At 70.1% G+C, this 19,942-nt stretch carries 22 protein-coding genes; 12 read left to right on the top strand and 10 right to left on the bottom strand.

The genetic code is table 11. The features are described from left to right. Positions 1–709 precede the first annotated feature (709 nt). Positions 710–2,320: a C40 family peptidase gene (locus ACFO0C_RS03025; RefSeq protein WP_378064918.1), complete on the bottom strand. Its 1,611-nt coding sequence runs from the start codon at positions 2,318–2,320 to the stop codon at positions 710–712. A gap of 200 nt (positions 2,321–2,520) precedes the next feature. On the opposite strand from ACFO0C_RS03025, the gene mqnE reads away from it, so the two are divergent. From mqnE to fliQ, 9 genes are all read left to right on the top strand, one after another. Continuing rightward, on the top strand, positions 2,521–3,690 hold the full coding sequence (mqnE, locus tag ACFO0C_RS03020) for an aminofutalosine synthase MqnE (RefSeq protein ID WP_378064917.1): 1,170 nt from the start codon (positions 2,521–2,523) through the stop codon (positions 3,688–3,690). A gap of 20 nt (positions 3,691–3,710) precedes the next feature. Further along, a complete protein-coding gene (locus tag ACFO0C_RS03015; RefSeq protein WP_378064916.1) occupies positions 3,711–4,121 on the top strand; it encodes a hypothetical protein in 411 nt (136 codons plus the stop codon). Between the two features lie 12 nt (positions 4,122–4,133). Continuing rightward, positions 4,134–4,451: a DUF4229 domain-containing protein gene (locus ACFO0C_RS03010; protein WP_378064914.1), complete on the top strand. Its 318-nt coding sequence runs from the start codon at positions 4,134–4,136 to the stop codon at positions 4,449–4,451. A 64-nt stretch (positions 4,452–4,515) separates the two neighbouring features. Then, positions 4,516–4,842, top strand: a complete 327-nt coding sequence (locus tag ACFO0C_RS03005; RefSeq protein WP_378064913.1) for a PadR family transcriptional regulator — start codon at positions 4,516–4,518, stop codon at positions 4,840–4,842. 104 nt (positions 4,843–4,946) lie between these two features. After that, complete coding sequence (gene lepB / locus ACFO0C_RS03000; protein WP_378064912.1) at positions 4,947–5,582, top strand: signal peptidase I; 636 nt, start codon at positions 4,947–4,949, stop codon at positions 5,580–5,582. A gap of 226 nt (positions 5,583–5,808) precedes the next feature. Then, positions 5,809–6,747, top strand: coding sequence for an ABC transporter substrate-binding protein (locus ACFO0C_RS02995; RefSeq protein ID WP_378064911.1), 939 nt, complete (start codon positions 5,809–5,811; stop codon positions 6,745–6,747). After that, on the top strand, positions 6,711–7,802 hold the full coding sequence (locus ACFO0C_RS02990) for a FecCD family ABC transporter permease (RefSeq protein ID WP_378064981.1): 1,092 nt from the start codon (positions 6,711–6,713) through the stop codon (positions 7,800–7,802). The genes ACFO0C_RS02995 and ACFO0C_RS02990 overlap by 37 nt, the downstream gene beginning before the upstream one ends. A 5-nt stretch (positions 7,803–7,807) precedes the next feature. Further along, a complete protein-coding gene (locus ACFO0C_RS02985; protein WP_378064980.1) occupies positions 7,808–8,569 on the top strand; it encodes an ABC transporter ATP-binding protein in 762 nt (253 codons plus the stop codon). Positions 8,570–8,697: 128 nt separating this feature from the next. Continuing rightward, positions 8,698–8,967 (top strand): flagellar biosynthesis protein FliQ, encoded by a 270-nt coding sequence (fliQ, locus tag ACFO0C_RS02980; protein ID WP_378064910.1) that lies wholly within the window; start codon positions 8,698–8,700, stop codon positions 8,965–8,967. Between the two features lie 66 nt (positions 8,968–9,033). Here the strand turns inward: fliQ and ACFO0C_RS02975 are convergent, their stop codons facing one another. The 7 genes from ACFO0C_RS02975 to ACFO0C_RS02945 all read right to left on the bottom strand — a co-directional run bounded on the left by ACFO0C_RS02975 (position 9,034) and on the right by ACFO0C_RS02945 (position 13,771). Further along, the gene (locus tag ACFO0C_RS02975; RefSeq protein ID WP_378064909.1) at positions 9,034–10,209 is read right to left on the bottom strand and encodes a S8 family peptidase; all 1,176 of its coding nucleotides are present in this window, start codon (positions 10,207–10,209) and stop codon (positions 9,034–9,036) included. 105 nt (positions 10,210–10,314) lie between these two features. Beyond that, positions 10,315–11,076, bottom strand: coding sequence for a VOC family protein (locus ACFO0C_RS02970; protein ID WP_378064908.1), 762 nt, complete (start codon positions 11,074–11,076; stop codon positions 10,315–10,317). A 48-nt stretch (positions 11,077–11,124) separates the two neighbouring features. Continuing rightward, the gene (locus ACFO0C_RS02965) at positions 11,125–11,865 is read right to left on the bottom strand and encodes an ABC transporter permease (protein ID WP_378064907.1); all 741 of its coding nucleotides are present in this window, start codon (positions 11,863–11,865) and stop codon (positions 11,125–11,127) included. Beyond that, positions 11,862–12,269, bottom strand: coding sequence for a hypothetical protein (locus ACFO0C_RS02960; protein WP_378064906.1), 408 nt, complete (start codon positions 12,267–12,269; stop codon positions 11,862–11,864). The genes ACFO0C_RS02965 and ACFO0C_RS02960 overlap by 4 nt, the downstream gene beginning before the upstream one ends. Beyond that, a complete protein-coding gene (locus ACFO0C_RS02955) occupies positions 12,253–12,747 on the bottom strand; it encodes an ATP-binding cassette domain-containing protein (RefSeq protein WP_378064905.1) in 495 nt (164 codons plus the stop codon). Before ACFO0C_RS02955 ends, ACFO0C_RS02960 begins: the two co-directional genes overlap by 17 nt. Beyond that, positions 12,744–13,142 carry a winged helix-turn-helix domain-containing protein gene (locus ACFO0C_RS02950; RefSeq protein WP_378064904.1) on the bottom strand — a complete coding sequence of 133 codons (399 nt, stop codon included), beginning with the start codon at positions 13,140–13,142 and terminating at the stop codon, positions 12,744–12,746. Before ACFO0C_RS02950 ends, ACFO0C_RS02955 begins: the two co-directional genes overlap by 4 nt. After that, positions 13,139–13,771 carry a transporter gene (locus tag ACFO0C_RS02945; RefSeq protein ID WP_378064903.1) on the bottom strand — a complete coding sequence of 211 codons (633 nt, stop codon included), beginning with the start codon at positions 13,769–13,771 and terminating at the stop codon, positions 13,139–13,141. The genes ACFO0C_RS02950 and ACFO0C_RS02945 overlap by 4 nt, the downstream gene beginning before the upstream one ends. 62 nt (positions 13,772–13,833) lie before the next feature. Here ACFO0C_RS02945 and ACFO0C_RS02940 point away from each other — a divergent pair, with 62 nt between their 5' ends. Together ACFO0C_RS02940 and ACFO0C_RS02935 are read left to right on the top strand one after the other, a co-directional pair. Then, complete coding sequence (locus ACFO0C_RS02940; RefSeq protein ID WP_378064902.1) at positions 13,834–14,262, top strand: GNAT family N-acetyltransferase; 429 nt, start codon at positions 13,834–13,836, stop codon at positions 14,260–14,262. Positions 14,263–14,404: 142 nt separating this feature from the next. Continuing rightward, positions 14,405–15,958 (top strand): hypothetical protein, encoded by a 1,554-nt coding sequence (locus tag ACFO0C_RS02935; protein ID WP_378064901.1) that lies wholly within the window; start codon positions 14,405–14,407, stop codon positions 15,956–15,958. On the opposite strand, the gene ACFO0C_RS02930 is transcribed toward ACFO0C_RS02935, so the two are convergent. Further along, positions 15,939–16,805 carry an LLM class flavin-dependent oxidoreductase gene (locus ACFO0C_RS02930; protein ID WP_378064900.1) on the bottom strand — a complete coding sequence of 289 codons (867 nt, stop codon included), beginning with the start codon at positions 16,803–16,805 and terminating at the stop codon, positions 15,939–15,941. The genes ACFO0C_RS02935 and ACFO0C_RS02930 overlap by 20 nt on opposite strands. Continuing rightward, complete coding sequence (locus ACFO0C_RS02925; RefSeq protein ID WP_378064899.1) at positions 16,805–18,811, bottom strand: HelD family protein; 2,007 nt, start codon at positions 18,809–18,811, stop codon at positions 16,805–16,807. Before ACFO0C_RS02925 ends, ACFO0C_RS02930 begins: the two co-directional genes overlap by 1 nt. A 268-nt stretch (positions 18,812–19,079) precedes the next feature. On the opposite strand from ACFO0C_RS02925, the gene ACFO0C_RS02920 reads away from it, so the two are divergent. Further along, on the top strand, positions 19,080–19,931 hold the full coding sequence (locus ACFO0C_RS02920) for a menaquinone biosynthetic enzyme MqnA/MqnD family protein (RefSeq protein WP_378064898.1): 852 nt from the start codon (positions 19,080–19,082) through the stop codon (positions 19,929–19,931). Positions 19,932–19,942 lie beyond the last annotated feature (11 nt).

Below are 19,942 nucleotides of genomic sequence, written 5' to 3'. Positions count from 1 at the left end.
TCCGCGGCGAGGGCGTCCTTGTCAGAGGACTCGGCGCCGAGCGGGCCCTTGTCCGAGGCGCCAGGGGTGATGTCTTTCGCGTCAGGAGCATCCGCGGCCGGGGTGTCCGTGTCGGGGACGTCCGCGGTGGCGGCGTCAGTGTCGGCAACAGCGGCAGCACCGTCAGCGTCGGCGTCAGCGTGAGGGCCGGCAACGGCGTCGGGGTCGGTGTCGGCGGCGGCGTCAGGGTCGGCAGCACCGTCAGCGTCGGTGTCGGCGGCGAGGACGGTCGTCGCGGCGGGGGTGTTCTCTGTGGCGGCGGCTGCCGAATCCGGGGCGTCGGCATCGGCATCGGCGACGGGCGGCGATGGGGTCGAGGATCCCGGGGCGGTGGGAGGGCTGGAGGGCTTCGGCGTGCCGGCCGGGGTGGCCCACAACGCGCCCGGTGCCGGCGGCGGTGGTGGGGCGTAGCCGTCGGTGTCGTCGGCGGGCGGCGGCGTTGGGGGCGGCGTCCCGATCTCGCCGTCCTTGATCGCCTGCTGCTCGTCCATTGGTCCTCCCGACCACCGCTGCCGACGATGTCTCGGACGTCGGGCGCTGACCTTAACCGTGCCACATCAGCCGGTGTGAACACACCCGGCATCAGCGTCACTCGCCGGGCTACGACCGTCCGATAGCTGACCGGCCGTTTCGGCTCGGTGTACCGGATCCTCTCCGTCTGTTCGTCAGACTAATCGCCGGTGGCACCAGCGCTCGACGAAGCGGACTCCGACGCCGAATCCGACGCGGCCGCCGCCGCGCTGGAGGCCGCCTGGGAGACCGTTGCCGCGGCCGAGCCGGTCGTCGTGCCGACCGAGGTCGTCGGGGTCTCGACGGTGGGCGGCGACGATGAGGCGACCGGCGTCGTGGGGGCCGGGATCACCGGCGGCTCGCTGCTGACCGACGGCGACGGCGAGGCCGACGGTGAGGTCGACGCGGACGGCGAGGTCGATGTCGACGGGGACGTCGAGGCGCTCGGGGAACTGGAGGCGCTCGGTTTCGTCGACCCGGACGGGCTCGGGCTGCCCGACGGCTTGCTCGTGGGGCTCGCCGACGGCGACTTGGTCGGGGTGACCGTCTCGTCGGGGTCGGGGGAGCCGAGGTCGGGCGTCTCGGTCTCGCCCTCGATGGAGCCGTAGATCCGGGTCGCGGCGAACAGGCGGGTCCACCGGACCGGGGTGAGCCGGACGTTCAGGCCGGTGCGCGGGGCCTCGACCATCATGCCCTCACCCGCGTACATCGCGACGTGGTGAATGCCTGTCCAGCTGCTGGAGGAGCTGAAGAACAGCAGGTCACCGGGGAGCAGCGAGTAGCGGGAAACCTGCCGCTCACGGGTCTGGTAATACTGGTCGCGCGACACCCGGTTGAGCTGGAACCCGACCGAGCGGTAGGCGGCCCACATCAGGCCGGAGCAGTCGTACTTGTCCGGGCCCTCCTCGGACCACACATACGGGTCGCCGCGCTGAGCGAGTGCGAACTGGAGCGCCTGGACCGCCTTCGGGTCGGCGCCCCGCCCGTTCTCCGCGCCGGACAGATACTCCGCGCCGAGCTGCTGGTCGGCGGCGGACGCGGTGCTCTCGGCGGCGGTGATCTCGTCGCGGTTGTCGTTCTCCAGCTTGGTCTGCGCGGCCTGCTTCTTGGTGAGCTGGGTGTTGAGCTGCGTCCACTGGGCGGCGAGAGCCGCATACCGGGTGTTCGTCGCGACCTGGTCGGTCGTGGCGGTCCGGGCGGCCTCCTCGGCGGCGATCAGGCGGCGGGCGGCCGCCTCGTACGACGAGGTGGCGTCGCCCCGCTGCATGCGGGACAGGGCGTCGAGCTCGGCCCAGCGGTCGTCGATCGCACCCGGCGGCAGTGCGGCGGCCTGCTGCATGGCGGCGGCCGCGGACTCCTGCGCCTCGGTGCGGGCCTGGACGAGGGACTGCTGGGTCTCGGTGACCCGGGCGGTCGCGGCGGTGAGCTGCGTCTGGGCGAGGTCACGGTCCTGGCCGACGCGGATCAGCTGGTCACCGAGGGTGGCGATCTCGGCGCGGCCCTTCTCGACCTTCTGAATGATCGGGCTCGCGGTGACGCCGGGGGTGATCAGTGACGGCGTGGTCGGGGTGGGCGTGGTGGCCGGGGCGCCGGGCAGGACGAGGGTGCCGACCGGGACCGGCTGGGAGCCGGCGTCGGGCACCGCGTTGACCACCGGGGGAGGCGTCGTCGGCTCGGCCATCGCCGGGATCGGCTGGAACAGCGCCGCGATCGCGGCGGCGACCGCTGCCGAGCAGACGAGCGGGCGCAGACGAGGGCGCACGAAACTCATGCGATGAGTGGTGCCTCGCCGCACTGCCTTGGCCATGAGCTCCCCGTCCGCGACGGTTACGACCGTCACTTGTCGTCCCTAAAGGTTCTTACCGCAAGCCCCGTACCGGTGTCGATCGAATGAAGGTGAAAGCACGCTGAGAATTTTTCTGATCAGCGGTGCCGCAGGTCGCGGATGGGGGGCGACGTACCCTCGTGCACATGGATGCTGGGTTGAAGCGTGAGCTGGAAGCGAAGGTCTACGCGGGCGAGCGGCTGTCCCGTGAGGACGGTGTCGCGCTCTACGCGTGTGACGACCTGGCCTGGCTCGGTCGATTGGCACATCACAAGCGGACCGCCATGAACGGTGACCGGGTGATGTTCAACGTCAACCGGCATCTGAACCTGACGAACGTCTGCTCCGCCAGTTGCGCGTACTGCTCTTTTCAGCGCAAACCGGGGGAGAAGGATGCGTACACGATGCGCATCGACGAGGCCGTCGCCAAGGCCAAGGAGATGGAGGACGAGCAGCTCACCGAGTTGCACATCGTCAACGGGCTGCACCCGAGCCTGCCCTGGCGCTACTACCCGAAGGTCCTGCGCGAGCTGAAGGCGGCGCTGCCGAACGTGAAGCTCAAGTGCTTCACCGCGACCGAGGTGCAGTGGTTCGAGAAGATCAGCGGCCTGTCGGCGAGCGAGATCCTCGACGAGCTGATGGACGCCGGGCTGGAGTCGCTGACCGGCGGCGGCGCCGAGATCTTCGACTGGGAGGTCCGTCAGCACATCGTCGACCACGCCTGCCACTGGGAGGACTGGTCGCGCATCCACCGGCTGGCGCACGAGAAGGGCATGAAAACCCCGGCGACCATGCTGTACGGCCACATCGAGGAACCGCGGCACCGCGTCGACCACGTCCTGCGGCTGCGCGAGCTCCAGGACGAGACCGGCGGTTTCGCGGTCTTCATCCCGTTGCGCTACCAGCACGACTTCCACGACGCGCAGGACGGCAAGATCCGTAACCGGATCCAGGAGCGCACCACGATGGCCGCGCCGGCCGAGTCGCTGAAGACGTTCGCGGTGTCCCGTCTGCTGTTCGACAACGTGCCGCATCTGAAGAACTTCTGGGTCATGCACGGCCTGTCGGTGGCCCAGCTCTCGCTGAACTTCGGTGTCGACGACCTGGACGGCTCGGTCGTCGAGTACAAGATCACTCACGACGCCGACTCGTACGGGACGCCCAGCACCATGCACCGCGACGACCTTCTTCACCTGATCTGGGACGCCGGTTTCCAGCCGGTCGAGCGGGACACTCGTTATCAGGTGGTGCGGGAGTACGAGGCGGCGCCGTCGCTGGCCGAGCGCCGCAGCGAGCCTCAGAAGATCTGGGCCTGACCGGGGGAGACGATGAGCCGATGACCCAGCAGCAGAAAGACGCCGGCGGCCGGCTGGCGACCATCGGCGACCTGCTGGGCTCCGCGTTCGCCGGTCTGGCCGTCGGTGCCGCCGTCCTGCTGGTCTTCGAGACGGTGATGGCGCTGACCGGCCTGGGCGAGTTCGGCGAGTCCAACGGGTGGCTGCTGATGATCCTCCCCGTCTGGTTGTTCGTCGAGGAGTTCCGTGGTGAGGGCTTCGGCGCGCACCGGATCATGGTGGGTGGTCTGGCCGCCGGGTTCGGTGTGGCGGCCGGTATGACGGTGGCCGGTCTGGTGGCCGAGGTCGCTCCGGCCTTGGTCAGCGGCGGCTCCGGCGCGGTGACCGGTACGGTCGTGTATTGCCTGGTCTGGTTCTACGGCCTCCGGTGGCTCAGTCACCGGTCGGGCTGAGGGAGATAACGCATGAAGCCCGCCGTCAAGTACGCGCTCGGCCGCCTCGGCCTGTTCCTGGTCGTGTTCGCCGTGCTGATCCCGACGACGCCGCTGAACATCCTGGTAAAGGCGATGGTCGCGCTCGTCGCCGCGTCCGGCCTGTCGTTGATCCTGCTGCGTGGGTGGCGCAACGAGTCGGCGGAGCAGTTCGGCGAGATCGCCGCCCGCCGGTCCGCGGAGAAGGAGCGGCTGCGTTCGGCGCTGGCCGGTGACGAGTCCGCGGCTGCGGAGGGCGACCGCGTCACAGCCGCCGACATCGTCGAGCACGCGAAGCGCCCCGGCGCCTGATCCCGGCATCGATCGATGCCGGGTTCTTGACAGAGAGTAAGTCGAGTTATGTAGAGTTTCGGCCATGCCGAGGACACCGCATGCCTCACCGCAGACCCTGAGCCTGTTCGAGGCGCTCCTGAAGGAGCCGACCACCTGGCGTTACGGATATGACCTGAGCCGCGAGACCGGCCTGGCGTCCGGGACGCTCTATCCGATCCTGATGCGCCTCACCGAGCAGTCGCTGCTGGAGGCCGCGTGGGAGCCGTCCGACCAGCCCGGCCGCCCGCCCCGGCACACCTACCGCCTGACCGGCGACGGCATCGCCCTGGCCAAGGTCCGCCTGACCGACGCGGCGGCGAAAGCGGCCCGTCGTTCCTCCCCCGTTGCCAAGATCGTGAGGCCGGCGTGAAAGAGCAAGATCGTGAGGCCGGCGTGAAAGAGCAAGATCGTGAGGCCGGCGTCAAGGGGCAAGATCGTGAGGCCGGCGTCAAGGGGCAAGATCGTGAGGCCGGCATGAAGAGAATCGCCCACCGGGTGCTGACAGCGGCCGTGCGTGGCCGCAAAGAACGGGGAGGCCCGTGGGGTGAGGCGGTCCTCGCCGAGTTCGATCAGACGGCCGGGACCGCCGCGGCACTGCACTGGGCAGTGGGTGGCCTGCGTGTGGCGATCGCCGAGCGGTATTCGCTGCGCCCCAACCGCTACCGCGTGGCCCTCGCCGTGATCGCCGTGCTGGTGGCGGCCCCGTTCCTGGTCACCGTCAAATACGTGCCGAGCGGCAGCATGGAGCCGACGATGGTGATCTCGGGCCGCTACCTCGTCGACAAGGTCAGCTTCCGGCTGACCGGTCTCGACTACGGGGATGTCGTCGTCCACCCGCTGCCGGACCACCCCGAGCGGGACACCGAGCGTCGTGTCCTGGCCTTCGCCGGTGACCGCGTCGACTGCCGCGGCGGTCGGCTGCACCGCAACGACGAGGTCGTCGACGAGCCCTATCTGCCCGCTGGGACGGTCACGGAATGTCCACCGGTCACCGTCCCGGAGGGGTCGCTCTACACGCTCGGTGACAATCGGGATGTCGCCAACGATTCCCGGCTGTCCGGCTTCGTGCCGGAGGATTCGGTCATCGGACGAGTCGTCCTGCTGGGCTGAGATCGACACGATCGGCCGGTGGGTTAGCGTTTCAGGGACCGCGCCGCAGCGAAGCCGGTGTGAAACCGGAGCTGTCCCGCAACTGTGATCCCTCTTCGGAGGTCTAGCCAGGTCGCCTGGGCGTCGGTCGCGATTCAGCGCTCCCGGGGAGGGGCGCCTCGCGGACGGCGGCCGGTTGTTGGCCCCTGTCGGCGAAGCACCACCTGACCGGCCGACAGGAGGACCCATGAAACGCCTGATCACTGCGGCTATGGCCGTCACCGCGCTGGCCCTTGCGGGCTGCACGGGCAGCGACCCCGACCCCACCGTCGGCACGACCGCCGCCCCGGACGCGTCGAGCGCGCGCGCGACGTACCCCGTCACGGTCGACACGGTGACCCTCACGGCCCGCCCGGAGAAGATCGTCTCGCTGAGCCCGACGGCCACCGAGATGCTCTTCGCGATCGGGGCCGGGCCGCAGGTCATCGCGGTCGACGACCAGTCGAACTATCCGGTCGAGGCGCCGAAGACGGATCTGTCCGGCTTCAAGCCGAACGCCGAGGCGATCGCCGCCAAGGACCCGGACCTCGTGGTGATCTCCGGTGACGCCGACGGCATCGTCGCGCAGCTCGGCAAGCTGTCGATCCCGGTCTTCGTGTCGCCGGCCGCGGCCACCCTCGACGACACGTACGCCGAGATCACCGACCTCGGCGCCCTCACCGGCCACCCGATCGAGGCGAAGGCGCTGAACGAGGTGCGGGCGGCCGAGATCGACCGGATCGTCAAGTCGGTCCCGGCCCGGAGCAAGCCGCTCACCTACTACTACGAGCTCGGTCCGGACCTCTACTCGGCGACCTCGAAGACGTTCATCGGCTCGATCTTCGGCCTCTTCGGCATGACCAACGTGGCGGACGCCGCCGACCCCGACGGCAAGCTCGGCGGTTACCCCCAGCTGTCGCAGGAGTCGCTGGTCAAGGCCAACCCGGACATGATCTTCCTGGCCGACACCAAGTGCTGCCAGCAGTCGGCCGACACCGTCAGGGCACGGCCCGGCTGGTCGTCGATCACCGCGGTCTCGAAGAACCAGATCCACCCGCTCGACGACGACATCGCCTCGCGCTGGGGACCCCGTACCGCCGAATTGGTCAAATCGGTCGCCGACGCGGTGGGCAAGGTTCCCGCGTGACCGTGCGCCGGCCCGCCGGGCTGCGCCCGGTGTGGCTGGCGGCGGGAGTTCTCGCGGTGCTGGTCGCGACGATCCTGGGCCTCGCCTTCGGCTCGGTTTCGCTGCCACCCGCCGGCGTCGCGGTGGAGATGCTCAACCTCATTCCGGGGGTACGGCTGGACAGCGGCCTCTCCGACCGCGAGGTTGCCATCCTGACCCAGCTCAGGCTGCCGCGCGTGGTGCTCGGGCTGCTGGTCGGCGCCCTGCTGGCACTGGCCGGCGCCGCCTATCAGGGCGCGTTCCGGAACCCGCTGGCCGACCCGCACCTGCTCGGGGTGGCGTCCGGCGCGGGTCTCGGGGTGACCACAGTGATCGTGCTCGGTGCGTCCGGCAGCGCCGACGGCCTGACCGACCTGCCGATCGGGGTGCCGGCGGCCGCGTTCGCCGGTGCGGTCGGTGCCGTGGCCCTGACCTGGCTGCTCGGCGCCGCGGGCGGCCGCGACCGCTCACCGGCCACGTTGATCCTTGCCGGTGTCGCCGTCTCCGCCTTCCTGTCCGCGGCGCAGACCTACATGTTGCAGCGGCACCTCGAATCGGTCCGGGACGTCTACTCCTGGATGCTCGGGCGGCTCTCCACAGCCGGCTGGCACGACGTGCTCGTGGTGCTGCCCTATGCCGTCGTGACCTGCGTGATCGTCCTCGCCCAGCGCCGCGAACTGGACGTCCTGACCGTCGGCGACGCCGAGGCGACGAGTCTCGGCCTGCACCCGCAGCGCAGTCGCTACCTGCTGATCGTCGCGGCGTCGCTGGGTACGGCTGCCGCGGTCAGCGTGTCCGGGTTGATCGGGTTCGTCGGGATCATCGTGCCGCACACCCTGCGGCTGCTGGCCGGTCCGGGCAACCGGTCGCTGCTGCCGCTGTCGGTGTTGTTCGGTGCGGCGTTCCTGGCGCTGACCGACCTGCTGGCGCGGACCGCCGGCGGGGACGCGGAGATCCCGATCGGGGTGGTCACGGCCTTCCTGGGTGCGCCGTTCTTCGTCCTGGTGCTGCGTACCAGCCGGGCGGCACCGGAGTGAGCGCGATCGAGGTCGAGCGGCTGACCGTGCGCCTGGACGGGACGCTCATCGTCGACGGTGTGGATCTCGATGTCGCCGAGGGTGAGTGGGTGACGGTGATCGGACCCAACGGGGCCGGGAAGTCGACGGCGCTGCGGGCGATCGGCGGGCTGCTGCCCTTCGGCGGGGCGATCCGGTGGCACGGGCGGCCGGTCAGCGGGATGCACCGGCGGGAGCGGGCCAAAGCGGTGGCCACGGTTCTGCAGTCGCCGGTGGTTCCGCCGGGAGTGCGCGTCTTCGACTATGTGCTGCTGGGGCGTACCCCGTACATCCCGCCTCTCGGTCGTGAAAGTGCCGCCGACCTGGCGGCGGCCGACGAAGCCCTCGCCGCGCTGGACCTCGTGCCCTTCGCCGGACGCCGCCTGGACACGCTCTCCGGCGGGGAGAGGCAGCGGGTCTTCCTCGCTCGCGCGCTGGCGCAGGGTGCCGGGATCCTGCTGCTCGACGAGCCGACCAGTGCTCTCGACATCGGTCACCAGCAGGAGGTGCTGGAGTTGGTCGACCGGTTGCGCTCTTCGCGTGGCCTGACCGTGCTCGCCACCATGCACGACCTTTCGACCGCCGGGGAGTATGCCGACCGGATGGTCCTGTTGTCGGGCGGCCGGGTGGTCTCCGCCGGTACGCCCTCGGAGGTACTGACCGAGGAGAACCTGGCCGAGCACTATCGCGTGAAGGTCCGGATCATCCCCGGAGATCACGGTCCACTGGTCGTCGCGGTCCGCAAGTGACCACATTGGCCTGTCGGTGCGGCAGTGCCGGACCGGACTTGAGGGTTCCCGTGCGGGTGAACCGAACGGCAACCGAGTGGCGACCGGTCTGCACTCCGGGGGGCCGGGAAGCGCCCGAACTGATGGGCATGACGGACACGCTGGTAGTTGAGATCGCCCTTCAGGCCATGACCGTCGCCGCGAAGATGTCGGCGCCGGTGCTGCTCACCGCTCTCGCGGTCGGTTTCGCCATCTCGCTGTTCCAGTCGGTCACCCAGATCCAGGAGGCGACGCTCTCGTTCGTGCCGAAGGCGGTGGCGATCGGCGCGGCCCTGCTGCTCACCGGCAACTGGATGCTGCGGGAGATGATGACCTTCACTACGGAGCTGTTCGAGAAGCTGCCGGCCATGCTCGGCTGACAAGCGTCGCTCACGGAAAAGGCCGCCCGATCGGGCGGCCTTTTCGTGTCGGAAGTGTAGGAGAGATCAGAAGGCGCCGGTGTAGAGCAGGCGGTTCGGGGAGCCGCTGCCCGCGCTGGTGACCACGCCGGTGGTGGCGTTGTTGATGATCGCCGCGTTGACCGCGGTCACCGAGGCGCCCGGGTTGTCGGCCAGGTAGAGCGCGACCGCCCCGGCCACGTGCGGCGCCGAGAACGAGGTGCCGCTGCCGGTGTACGTGGCGGTGTCGCTGGTCCGCCAGGACGAGGTGATCGAGACACCGGGCGCGAACAGGTCGAGCACCGATCCGTAGTTGGACCAGGAGGCCTTGGCGTCGGTGTTGCTCGTCGCGCCGACGGTCAGACCCTCGGTGACCCGGGCCGGCGAGGTGTTCGCCGCGTTCACGCCGGAGTTGCCGGCCGCGATGGTGTACGGAATCCCGGCCGCGATCGACCGCCGGACAGCCGCGTCGAGGGTGCTGCTGGCCCCGCCGCCGAGGCTGAGGTTGGCGACCGACCGGCCCGGTGTCGCGTTCGCGGTCACCCAGTCGATGCCGGCGATGACCCCGGCCGTCGTCCCGGACCCGTTGTTGTCGAGAACCCGGACACCGACGACGTTGGCGCTCTTGGCGATGCCGTAGGTGCTGCCGACCGCCACGCCGGCGACGAAGGTCCCGTGCCCGTTGCCGTCCTGCGCCACGTTGTCGCCCTCGACCGCGTCGTAGCCGTAGGAGGCCCGGCCACCGAACTGCTGGTGGGTGATCCGGATGCCGGTGTCGACCACGTAGACGGTGACGCCGCTGCTCGCCGTGTAGTTGTAGGTGCTGTTGAGCGGCAGGGCGCGCTGGTCGCTGCGGTCCAGCCCCCACGGCGCCGACGTCTGGGTGTCGGCGATCCGGACCACCTGGTCGGCCTCCACCGACGCGACCGACGGGTCACCCGCGAGCCGGGCCGCCTGTGCGGCGGTCAGCTTCGCGGTGTACCCCTCGACGGCGTTGCCGAACACGCGGTCGACGTTGCCGCCGTAGCGCCGTGTCAGCCTGTCGGCGCGGGCCCGGTCGGCCTGTCCGCTCTTGAAGACGACGACGTAGGAGCCGTCGATCGCGGTGGGGCTGCCGGCGTAGAGGACGGTTCCGGTGGCCGGCGCGGCGAACGCCGGCGTGGTGAGGGAGAGGGCGATGGCAGTGCCGGCGAGGATCGCGGCACCTCGGGTGGCGGGTCGCATGGGTTCCTCCAGTGTCGTGGTGTCCGGTTCGGACGCCTGGCGATGACGCTAGAGAGAAACCTTTTATCGACGATCAACGATCCTTAAGCATCCTGACAACGGCTCTTATCGGCGATTGTTCAGAATTGCGAACATCCCACCCTGCGGGTCGGTGAGCACCGCATATCGCCCGACCGAGATCGTCGTCGGCGGCTGCAGGATCCGCCCGCCCAGCTGGTACGCGTGCTCGGCCGCCGCGTCGCAGTTGCCGACCGCGAAGTAGACCAGCCAGTGCGGGGGCAGATCGTCCGGGAAACCACTGCCGACCATCAACTGCATGCCGGCGACCGGCGCGCGCTCCCGGTCGCACATCACGTAGGGCAGACCGCTGACGTGCGCCTCCCGGAACGACCAGCCGAACACCGCACCGTAGAACGCCATCGCGCCCTCCAGATCCCGGGTGTTCAACTCGTTCCACGTGAGGGCGCCGGGGACGTCGAAGACCTCGGCACCCCGCATCGTCCCGGGCTCCCAGACACTGAACGGCGCACCGGCCGGGTCGAGGAACGCCGCCATCCGGCCCTGGTCCATCACGTCGAACGGCGGCACCAGCACCTTGCCCTGCGCGGCCTCCACCCGGGCGGCCACCATGTCGGCGTCGGCGGTCGCGATGTAGCTGCTCCAGGCGGTCGGCTGATCCCGCCCGAAGAGCGGCCCGGCACCGGCCACCGGCAACCCGTTGAGCAGGAAGGTGGTGTAGCCACCGAAGTCGTCGCCGGAGATCTGAGCGGTCCAGCCGAACAACTGCGAGTAGAACCGGATCGCGTCATCGACGTCGGCGGTGGCGAGGTCCACCCAGTTGGGCGCGCCCGGTGACGGAACGGTCATGCTGCGGATCGTCGCATTTCCATGCCACTCACCGGATCGAACTGTCGGTTAGCCGAACCGGCGCCCCTCGTCCCGGCGGTGTGCCCAAACCGCCAGCGCCGCGAACAGAACGGTCCATCCGGCCAGGGCCAGCGTCGCTTTCGGATCGAACGGGAAGTCGGTGACCGTCGCCCACATGAGGCGGGCGGCACCACCGGTCGGCAGGAACGGGGCGAGGTCCTCGACGAACCCCGGAGCACCGCCCGGCGGGGTGAGCAGTCCACCGCCGAAGGCCAGCGGCAGGAACAGGATCTGCGCCACGACCAGCGCGGCCTTCTGCGGCAGTGCATAACCGATGCTGAGGCCCATCAGGATGAACGGGATCGCGATCGCGGCACACACCCCGACCGCGGCCAGGAACGCGAGCGGGCTCACGACGGCCTCGGTGAACAGCGCGGCGATCAGCACCACCGGGGCCAGCGAGACCACCATCATCAGCAGACCGGTCAGGATCCGGCCGAGGAACCGGGGCGTCGCACCGGCGGCCAGCGTGCGGACGAACGGATCCCACGGCTGCGCGCGGTCCTCGGAGACACCGATGCCGTACTGGAAGAGGTTGGTGTTCATGATCGCGAACGTGATCATCGAGGCGGTGGCGTAGGTCGCGGCCACCGGATCATCGCCGGCGAACGGCACCACGAACGCGAGCATCGACGCGGCCGGCCAGAACGCGCTGCCCACCACCGCGATCGGGATACGGAAGAGCTCGAGCGTCTGGAACTTGGCGTGGGTCAGGACAAGGCTCGTCACTTCGGTTGTTCCTTTCCGGTCAGCACCAGGAACGCCTCTTCCAGCGAGGTGGGCCGGACCTCCAGATCGCGGAACGGCACCTTCCGCTCGACCAGCTCACGGACCATCCGGTCGGCGTCGGGCGTGAGGAGATGCAGGCGGTCACCCGCCTGCTCCAGGGCCATCAGACCTTCGAGATCAAAATCAGTCAGTGGTACGGGCGAAGTCAGGCTGATCCGGCTCACCTTGATCAGCCCACGCACCGCCGCGACACTGTCGTCGGCCAGCACCCGCCCCTCGGCGATCACCACCACCCGCTCGGCCAGAGCCTCGATCTCCTCCAGGTAGTGGCTGGTCAGTACCACCGTGCCGCCCTCGGCGTGGAACGAGCGCACCGCCTCCCACAGATCACGTCGCGCCTCCACGTCGAGACCCGTGGTCGGCTCGTCCAGGAAGAACGATCTCCGGGCGGCCGGCGAACGCCAGCGCCACCGCGAGGCGGCGCTTCTGCCCGCCGGAGAGGCCGCCGGTCTGCCGCCGAATCAGGTCACCCAGCCCGAACCGGTCGACCAGCTCGGACTTCGGCAGAGGATTCGGGAAGTGTGCCCGTACGAAATCGACGACCTCGCCGACGCGAAGCGAGGCGGGCAGACCCGTCTCCTGCGGTGTGACGCCCAGCGCGCGCCGGCTTTTCGGATCCCGCGGATCGCCGCCGCACAGCTCGATGCGGCCCGCGGTCGGGCGGCGGCCGCCGGTGAAGAGACTGACCAGGGTGCTCTTGCCGGCCCCGTTCGGACCCAGCAGGCCGACCAGCTCGCCGGCCCGCACCTCCAGGTCGACATGATCGAGGGCGAGGGTGGAGCCGAAGCTCTTGGTGACACCTTCGGCACGGGCGTGGATCATGATGGCTCCTCTCCCGGGGTGATCAGGGTGCGCAGGGCGGTGACGTACTCCTCGAAGGCGAACCGGCCGCGCTGCGTGAGATGCACGAGAGTTGCCGGGGTGCGGCCGCGATGGGTCTTGGTGACCTCTACGTAGCCGGCCTCCTCGAGCTTGCGGAGATGCACCGAGAGGTTGCCGGCGGTCATCCGGAGGATCTCCTGCAGCCTGGGGAACGTGATCCGGTCGCCACCGGGGAGCTGGGAGAGGGCGGCCACCACCCGCAGGCGTGCCTGGGCGTGGATCACCGGGTCCAGGTCGGGAAGCTCGTTCACCGGGCCGGCTTGTGGCTTGTTGTCCGGGCCGCCTGGTGGCTTGTTGTCCGGGCCGTCTGGTGGCTTGTTGTCTGGTGTCGTCATCGGCGGCGCATCCAGCCGACGAAGCCGGCCACCAGCAGGCCGCCGCCGCCCGCGACCGCCAGGACCAGGGCGTGCCAGCCCGGGCCCCAGAGGACGCCGATCACGTTGACCACGCTGATCCAGGCGCCGAGCACGAACATGTCGCGCACGTCCCAGATCGCGCTGCCGGCCATGTAGAGCACGCCGACCAGGGCGACCATGCCGCCGCCCCAGAGCAGACCGAGCATCTCGTCCGGCACGTGCTCGCTGACCCGGCCGAAGATGATCGCCAGACTGGTGAACCCGGCCGACCAGGAGATGCCGTAGGTGGCGCCCTGCCGGCTCGACGGGCCGGAGATGTGCCGGCTCGCCCGGGCGCCGACGACGCCGGTGAAGATGCCGGCGGCGGTCAGCAGAACGGTCAGCGCGAGCAGCGGCAGCCACGTCGGCATGTCCACGAACGTCTTGCCCTCGGGGCCGAACCGCAGGAACGACAGCCCGAAACTGATCAGCCAGGTGAGGCCCCACGGCCAATACATGAGCCGGGGGTCGGGAGTGACCTCCCGGAAAGTGTGGTGCCGCTCGTGCTCGATGAGCCGCAGCGCCTCCGCCGGATCCTCGAAGGTCGATTCGTCGTTCGTCGATGTCATGGCTCGACTTTACAACGCAAAGTCAAAGAACTTTGTGCCATAAAGTTGACTAGGGTGTCGGCATGGGTGAACTGATCTTGCGGCCGGCCACTGTCGACGAACTGCCCGCGGTACTGGGGTTCTGGCAGGTCGCGGCCGAGAATGGGAGCCGGCCGGCGGACACTTCGGACGCTGTCTCCGCGATGTTCCGGCGTGATCCGGAAGCGCTGATCGTCGCCGTCGACGGGGGCGAGATCGTCGGGACGGTCATCGCGGGGTGGGATGGCTGGCGGTGTCACCTCTACCGGCTCGCCGTTGCTCCGTGGCGGCGGCGGGAAGGCATCGGCGGGCTGCTGATCACGGCGGCGGAGGAGCGGTTCCGGGCTTTCGGCGGAACGCGGGCCGACGCCATGGTCCTCGACGAGAATCCGGCCGCCCACGCGATCTGGGCCGCTCACGGCTATCGTCGGCAGCCCGACTGGTCCCGCTGGGTCAAGCCCCTCACCGCCTAGCCGACCCTCGGGCAGTCGGAACGGGCGCGGTCAGTTCGCGAGCCGTCGCTCAGCGAGGGATTCGGCCTGCCGAAAGGCGCCTGAGCGACGGCTCGCGGGTCTTGTCCCTGTTCACGGCCGGTGCGTCCTAAGATCGATCGCCATGAGTGTCGGTGAGCTGTTGAACGGCCTGGCCCGCAATCCGTCACTACCGTCCGCACTCGTCGACCGGCTGATCGCTCAGGCCGACGACGACCTGGGCGGTGAGCTGGCTCAACGGGCCGACCTCAGCCCTGAGCAGGTGCGTGCCCTGGCCGAGCGTTCCGAGTCGGTGATGCTCCAGCTGGCCTGGGACGGCCTCCTCGACGCCGCGGAGGTCGACCCCGTCCGGTGGCCCGAGGTCGCCCTCGCGCTGCTCGATCAAGGGCTCGGCCGCGACGGGTGGGCCGAGATGCTCGCGGACGACCCGGATGCGGGGCGGCGGGAGAAGCTGGCGGCGTGTCCCGGTCTGCCGGCGGCGGTGCGTGCGCGCCTCGCCGGAGACCCGGATCTGGGCGTCGTGGCCGAGCTGGCGATCTTCACGACCGACAGCGATCTGCTGACCCGGCTGGCCGGCCATCCGCACGCCGAGGTCCGGGCCGGTGTCGCCGTCAACCCGGCGGCGCCCCCGGAAGTGCTGGCCGGCCTCATCGCGGTTCATCGGGGCAGTACGGGTGGGCCACTCCCGGAGACGTGTGATGTCTGCTCGCCGTTCGTCGACGACGGCGATCTGCCTCCCGGCGCGTCCTGCGACGGCACCCACGAATCAGTTATCCACAGCCTGCTGGCTCGGGCTGTGGATAACCCTGCGACCCCGGCTGATGCCGCCGCTGAGCTGGCTGAACACCCGTCGGGCTACGTGCGCTGGCCACTCGCCGGACGGCCCGACCTGCCCGCCGGCGCAGCCGAGCGCCTCGCCGGCGACCCGTTTCCGGGAGTGCGCGGAGACCTGGCCGAGAACCCGTCGGTGCCCGAGGACCTGCTCCGGCGCCTCGCCACCGACGAGAGCCGGGACGTGCGGCGGCGGGTCGCCCTCAACCCCAACGTCCCGCTGGACCTGCTCGGCCGTACGTCCGGGGCGGAACTCCTGCCGCGCATCGCCGCGGCCGGCCCGGACGAGGTCCGGCAGCTGGCCGGGAGCCGGGACCCGCAGCTCCGGATGCTGGCGGCGGAACGTCGTGACCTGCCGCCGGAAATCCGCGACCGGCTGGCCCGTGATCCGGACGCCAAGGTCGTCAAGGCGGTCGCACCGCATCCGGGGCTCGGCGAGGACCTGATGCGGGAGATGGTGTCCCGGCACGGCATCCGGGTGATCGCCAAGATCGCTGCCAACCCGGACGCGCCACCCGCGATGCTGCTCGACCTGGCCCGGCAAGCGCCCCCGGCCCAGAAGGTGTTCCGTGAGGTCGCCGCCCGTCCCGACGCCCCGGCCGAAGCCCTCGAGATCTGCCTCACCGATCCCCGGGCCCGGCCGATCGCCGCCGCTCACCCGGCTCTGCCCGTGGACCGGATCGTCGAGCTCCTGCACGACGCCGACGGATCGGTGGCGGCCGCGGCCGCCACCAACCCCTCACTGCCGGTGTCCGAAATGGATCGGATCATCGATCTGACACCTGTCGACCCGGCACCTGTCGACCCGGCACCTGTCGACCCGGCGCCTATCGACCCAGCGCTTTGAGTGCGGCCACCGCCTGGCCCAGGTGGTCGTCGCCGAACGGCCGCAGGATCACCGTGTCCGCGCCGCCATCGGCGAGGACCCGCACCCCCGCCGGCACGTCCGAGGCCGGCCCGATCAGCCCGAACACCTCGTCGACCGGCACACCGAGGAACCCGGCCTGACCGGTCAGCGCCGTGCCCCGGATCGCCGCGGCCCGCTCCGGATCGTCCTCGACGTGCAGGAACGCGAACGTGATGATCTCGTGGTCCTCGCCCGCACCGCCCCGGCGGATGTGCCCGATCGACTCCGCTATCTGCGCCGGTTGCAGGCCCTCGACCAGGATCGTGCCGTCGGCGACCCGGCCGGACAACTCCAGGGACTTCGGCTTGACCACACCGGTGACGATCGGCGGCACCACGGACGGCGGGTGGACCAGCTTGATGTCCTCCAGGAACACCTCGCGGCCGTCCACGCTCACCGTCTCGCCATTGAGCAGATCACGGATCGCGACGATGCTCTCCTCCAGCAGGGACAGCGGCGACTTCGGCGCGTTGCCGATGCGACGCATCCAGTCGCCCACGCCATGACCGATCCCGGCCACCACGCGGCCGGGGTGGATCCGGGCCAGGGTGGCGATCTCCATGGCGTAGACGGCCGGGCTGCGGAACGGCGCCGGGGCGATGCCGATACCGACCCGCAGCCGGGTGGTGGCGGCCAGGGCCAGGGCGGCGGCACTGACGCCACCGTTCCAGCCCAGGTCCTCCACCACCCACAGGTCGTCGGCACCGGCCGCCTCCAGTGCGGCGGCGAACTCGGGGAGCTCCTCGGGGGCGCGGTTACAGTCGAACATGACTCCGATACGCGGCATCAGGCGAGAGTAAGCGCCTCCGGCAGCGGCTTCGAATGCAATACCGAAAGGCGGGTGACCGCCCTGGTCAGGACCACGTAGAGGCGGTTCAGGCCCTTCGGCTCGGCGGCCACGATGTCGGCCGGCTCGTGCACGATGACGTGGTCGTACTCCAGGCCCTTGACGATCGTGGCCGGCACCACCAGGACGCGCGCCGGATTGTCGACGTCGTCGGGCGCCGCGTGCTCGATGCCGGCGGCGTCGAGATGACCGCGGAGGCGCTCGACCGCGGCGTCAGCGGCGATCACCGCGACCGAACCCTCGTGCGCCAGCGCGGCGGTCACCTCGGCCATCGTCCGCGCGTCCAGGTCGGCGGCCTCCGGCACGCCGATGACGGCGAGATCACCGTCGCGGCGCAGCGACACGGCCTCCGGCACATTCACCCCGAGCGCCGGCAGAAGGCGGTTGGCCAGGGTCACCACAGCCTCCGGTACGCGGAAACCGACCGTCAGCGGCACCACAGAGGCGTCCGGTTTGCCCAGGTGACGGAGAATGTCACGCCAGTCGGTCGTCGCCCATGGGGCGGTGCCCTGCGCCAGGTCGCCGAGCAGCGTGATGGACCCGTGCTCGCTGCGCCGGGCGATCGCCCGCGCCTGCATCGGTGACAGGTCCTGTGCCTCGTCCACCACCACGTGACCGAAACTGATCTCCCGTTCGAGGAGTCCGGCGGCCTCGTCGAGCAGCACCAGATCGGCCAGGCTGAACCGGGCCGACTTCACCGTTTTCGGTGGTTTCACCCAGCGGATCGTCTCGCGCTCCTCCTCGGTGAACACGTCACCGGCCAGCTCCGGCTCGGTCAGCAGCGCCACCACCAGCGACTCCGGGGTCACCGCCGGCCAGACCGCCTCCAGGAACCCGGTCACCGGCGCGATCTTGCTCATCTTCCGCAGCCAGGTCTCGCTCGGCGAGTTGCCGGTCCGGTACTCCGACTGGCGCTGCAGCAGGCCCACCACCCTGGCACGCACCCGTTCCCGGCCCACCGCATAGGGCAGGCTCTCACGGCGCGCCTCGTCGACGATCCGTCGCAGCGGCTCGGCGTCGATCCGCCAGCGGTAGGAGCCGTCCGACACCATGATCGGCTCGGCCGGCTCGGCGACCCGGTTCCACAGTGCCCGGTGGAGCGCCTCGGCCATCCGTACATCATGTTTGAGAGCGGTGACCTCGGCCGGATCGCCTGCCTTGACCGGCGCCCGGCCGACCAGCTCGTCCAGCGTCGACTGCTGCACCTCGACCTCGCCCAGCGTCGGCAGAACCGCCGAGATGTAGGAAAGGAAGGCGGTGTTCGGCCCGACGATCAGCACCTTCGACTTGCGGAGCCGCTCGCGGTGCAGATAGAGCAGGTAGGCGGCCCGGTGCAGACCCACCGCCGTCTTGCCGGTGCCCGGTGCGCCCTGCACGCAGATCGAATCGGCGAGATCGGCCCGGACCAGCTCGTCCTGCTCCGGCTGGATGGTCGCGACGATGTCCCGCATCGGCCCGACGCGTGGCCGCTCGATCTCCGCCGTGAGGATCCGGCTGCTAGTGCCCAGTTCCTCGCCCCGGTCCAGATGCTCGTCCTCGAAACTGGTCAGCTCACCCTTGACGAACCCGAACCGGCGGCGGGTCGTGATGTTCTGCGGGTCGCGGACGCTGGCCCGGTAGAACGAGCGGGACAACGGCGCCCGCCAGTCGAGCACCATCGGCTCCCCGGCGTCGTCGGTGACGTGCCGGCGCCCGATGTGGAAGTGCTCGGCCTCGATGTCGAGTTTCCCGAAGAAGAGCGGGGTGTCCGGGTCGTCGGCCAGCTCCTTGACCCGGCGGGCCATGTGCCGGCCGAGCTGCTCGGCGGTGTAGGAGTCCCCGGCGACCCGGTCACCGGTGGAGAAGAGTGCCTGGGCCCGGTCGCGCATCCGGCGCAGCGCGGCCCGGGAGCTTTCCAGGTGGTGGCGTTCGGCGGAGAGTTCGGCGTCCAGATCGGTAGTTGGCACAGGTCGTCCTCGAAGGTTGAACGAGCTGCTCGCGTATCCGAGAGGGCGGGTAGGCCACCCCACGGCGCGGGGGACGTCCGGTGCGGTGCATGCTCACCACGGCCGTCAAGCGGCCCTAAACCTTACGCCCTCCTCTGATCCCGTCCACCGAATTTGTCTTGCCCCCTCCCCGCCGGGGCTGCGAAGGTTCGCGGGCTGGAGTGCGATTTCAGCCACGGAGCACCTCGGCGACCAGCATGCGGGACGAGATCGGGGATAACGTCGCACCATGAGCGACAGCGTCCGTCGGCCCCGGGTCGGGCACATCCAGTTCCTCAACTGCCTGCCGATCTACTGGGGGTTGATGCGTTCGGGCGCTCTGCTCGACGTCGATCTGCACAAGGACACGCCGGAGCGGCTCAGCGCCGGCCTCGTCGCCGGTGATCTGGACATCGGGCCGATCACCCTCGTGGAATATCTGCGGCATGCCGATGAGCTGCTTCTGCTGCCCGACCTGGCGGTCGGCAGCGACGGCCCGGTGCTCTCGGTCAACCTGATCTCCACCCGGCCTCCGGCCGAGCTGGACGGGCGGCCGGTGGCTTTGGGTTCCACCTCGCGGACCGGCGTCATGCTGGCGCAGATGCTTCTTTCCGAGAGGTACGGCGCGGAGCCCGAGTATTTCCGCTGCCCACCCGACCTGTCGCAGATGCTCATGGAAGCCGACGCCGGTGTGCTGATCGGTGACCCGGCACTGCGGGCGATGTATGAGGCGCCCGGCAACGGCCTGCTGGTGATCGACCTGGCCGAGGCGTGGAAGGAGTGGACCGGCCTGCCCATGGTCTTCGCGGTCTGGGCGGTGCGCCGGGATTTCGCGGCCGCGCACCCGGGCCTGGTCAAGGATGTGCACGAGGCGTTCCAGCGGTCCCGTGACCTGTGCCTGGGCGAGCTGGACGAGGTGGCCGAGTCGGCGGCCCGGTGGGAGCCGTTCGATGCGGCGACGCTCGCCAACTACTTCCGGGCGCTCGATTTCTCGCTGGGGGAGCGGCAGATCGCCGGGGTGCGAGAGTTCGCCCGGCGTGCGGCGAATAGGGGTGAAGTGCCTGCTCTGCCCTCGGACGGCCCGGAATTCGCCGACGTTTGATCTTGATGGCC

Origin of the sequence: Actinoplanes subglobosus, from assembly GCF_042650585.1 — a bacterium.
GTDB classification, from domain to species: Bacteria; Actinomycetota; Actinomycetes; order Mycobacteriales; family Micromonosporaceae; genus Actinoplanes; species Actinoplanes subglobosus.
Note: the sequence above shows the minus strand (reverse complement) of the source record. Positions and strands in the feature narration are given on the sequence as shown.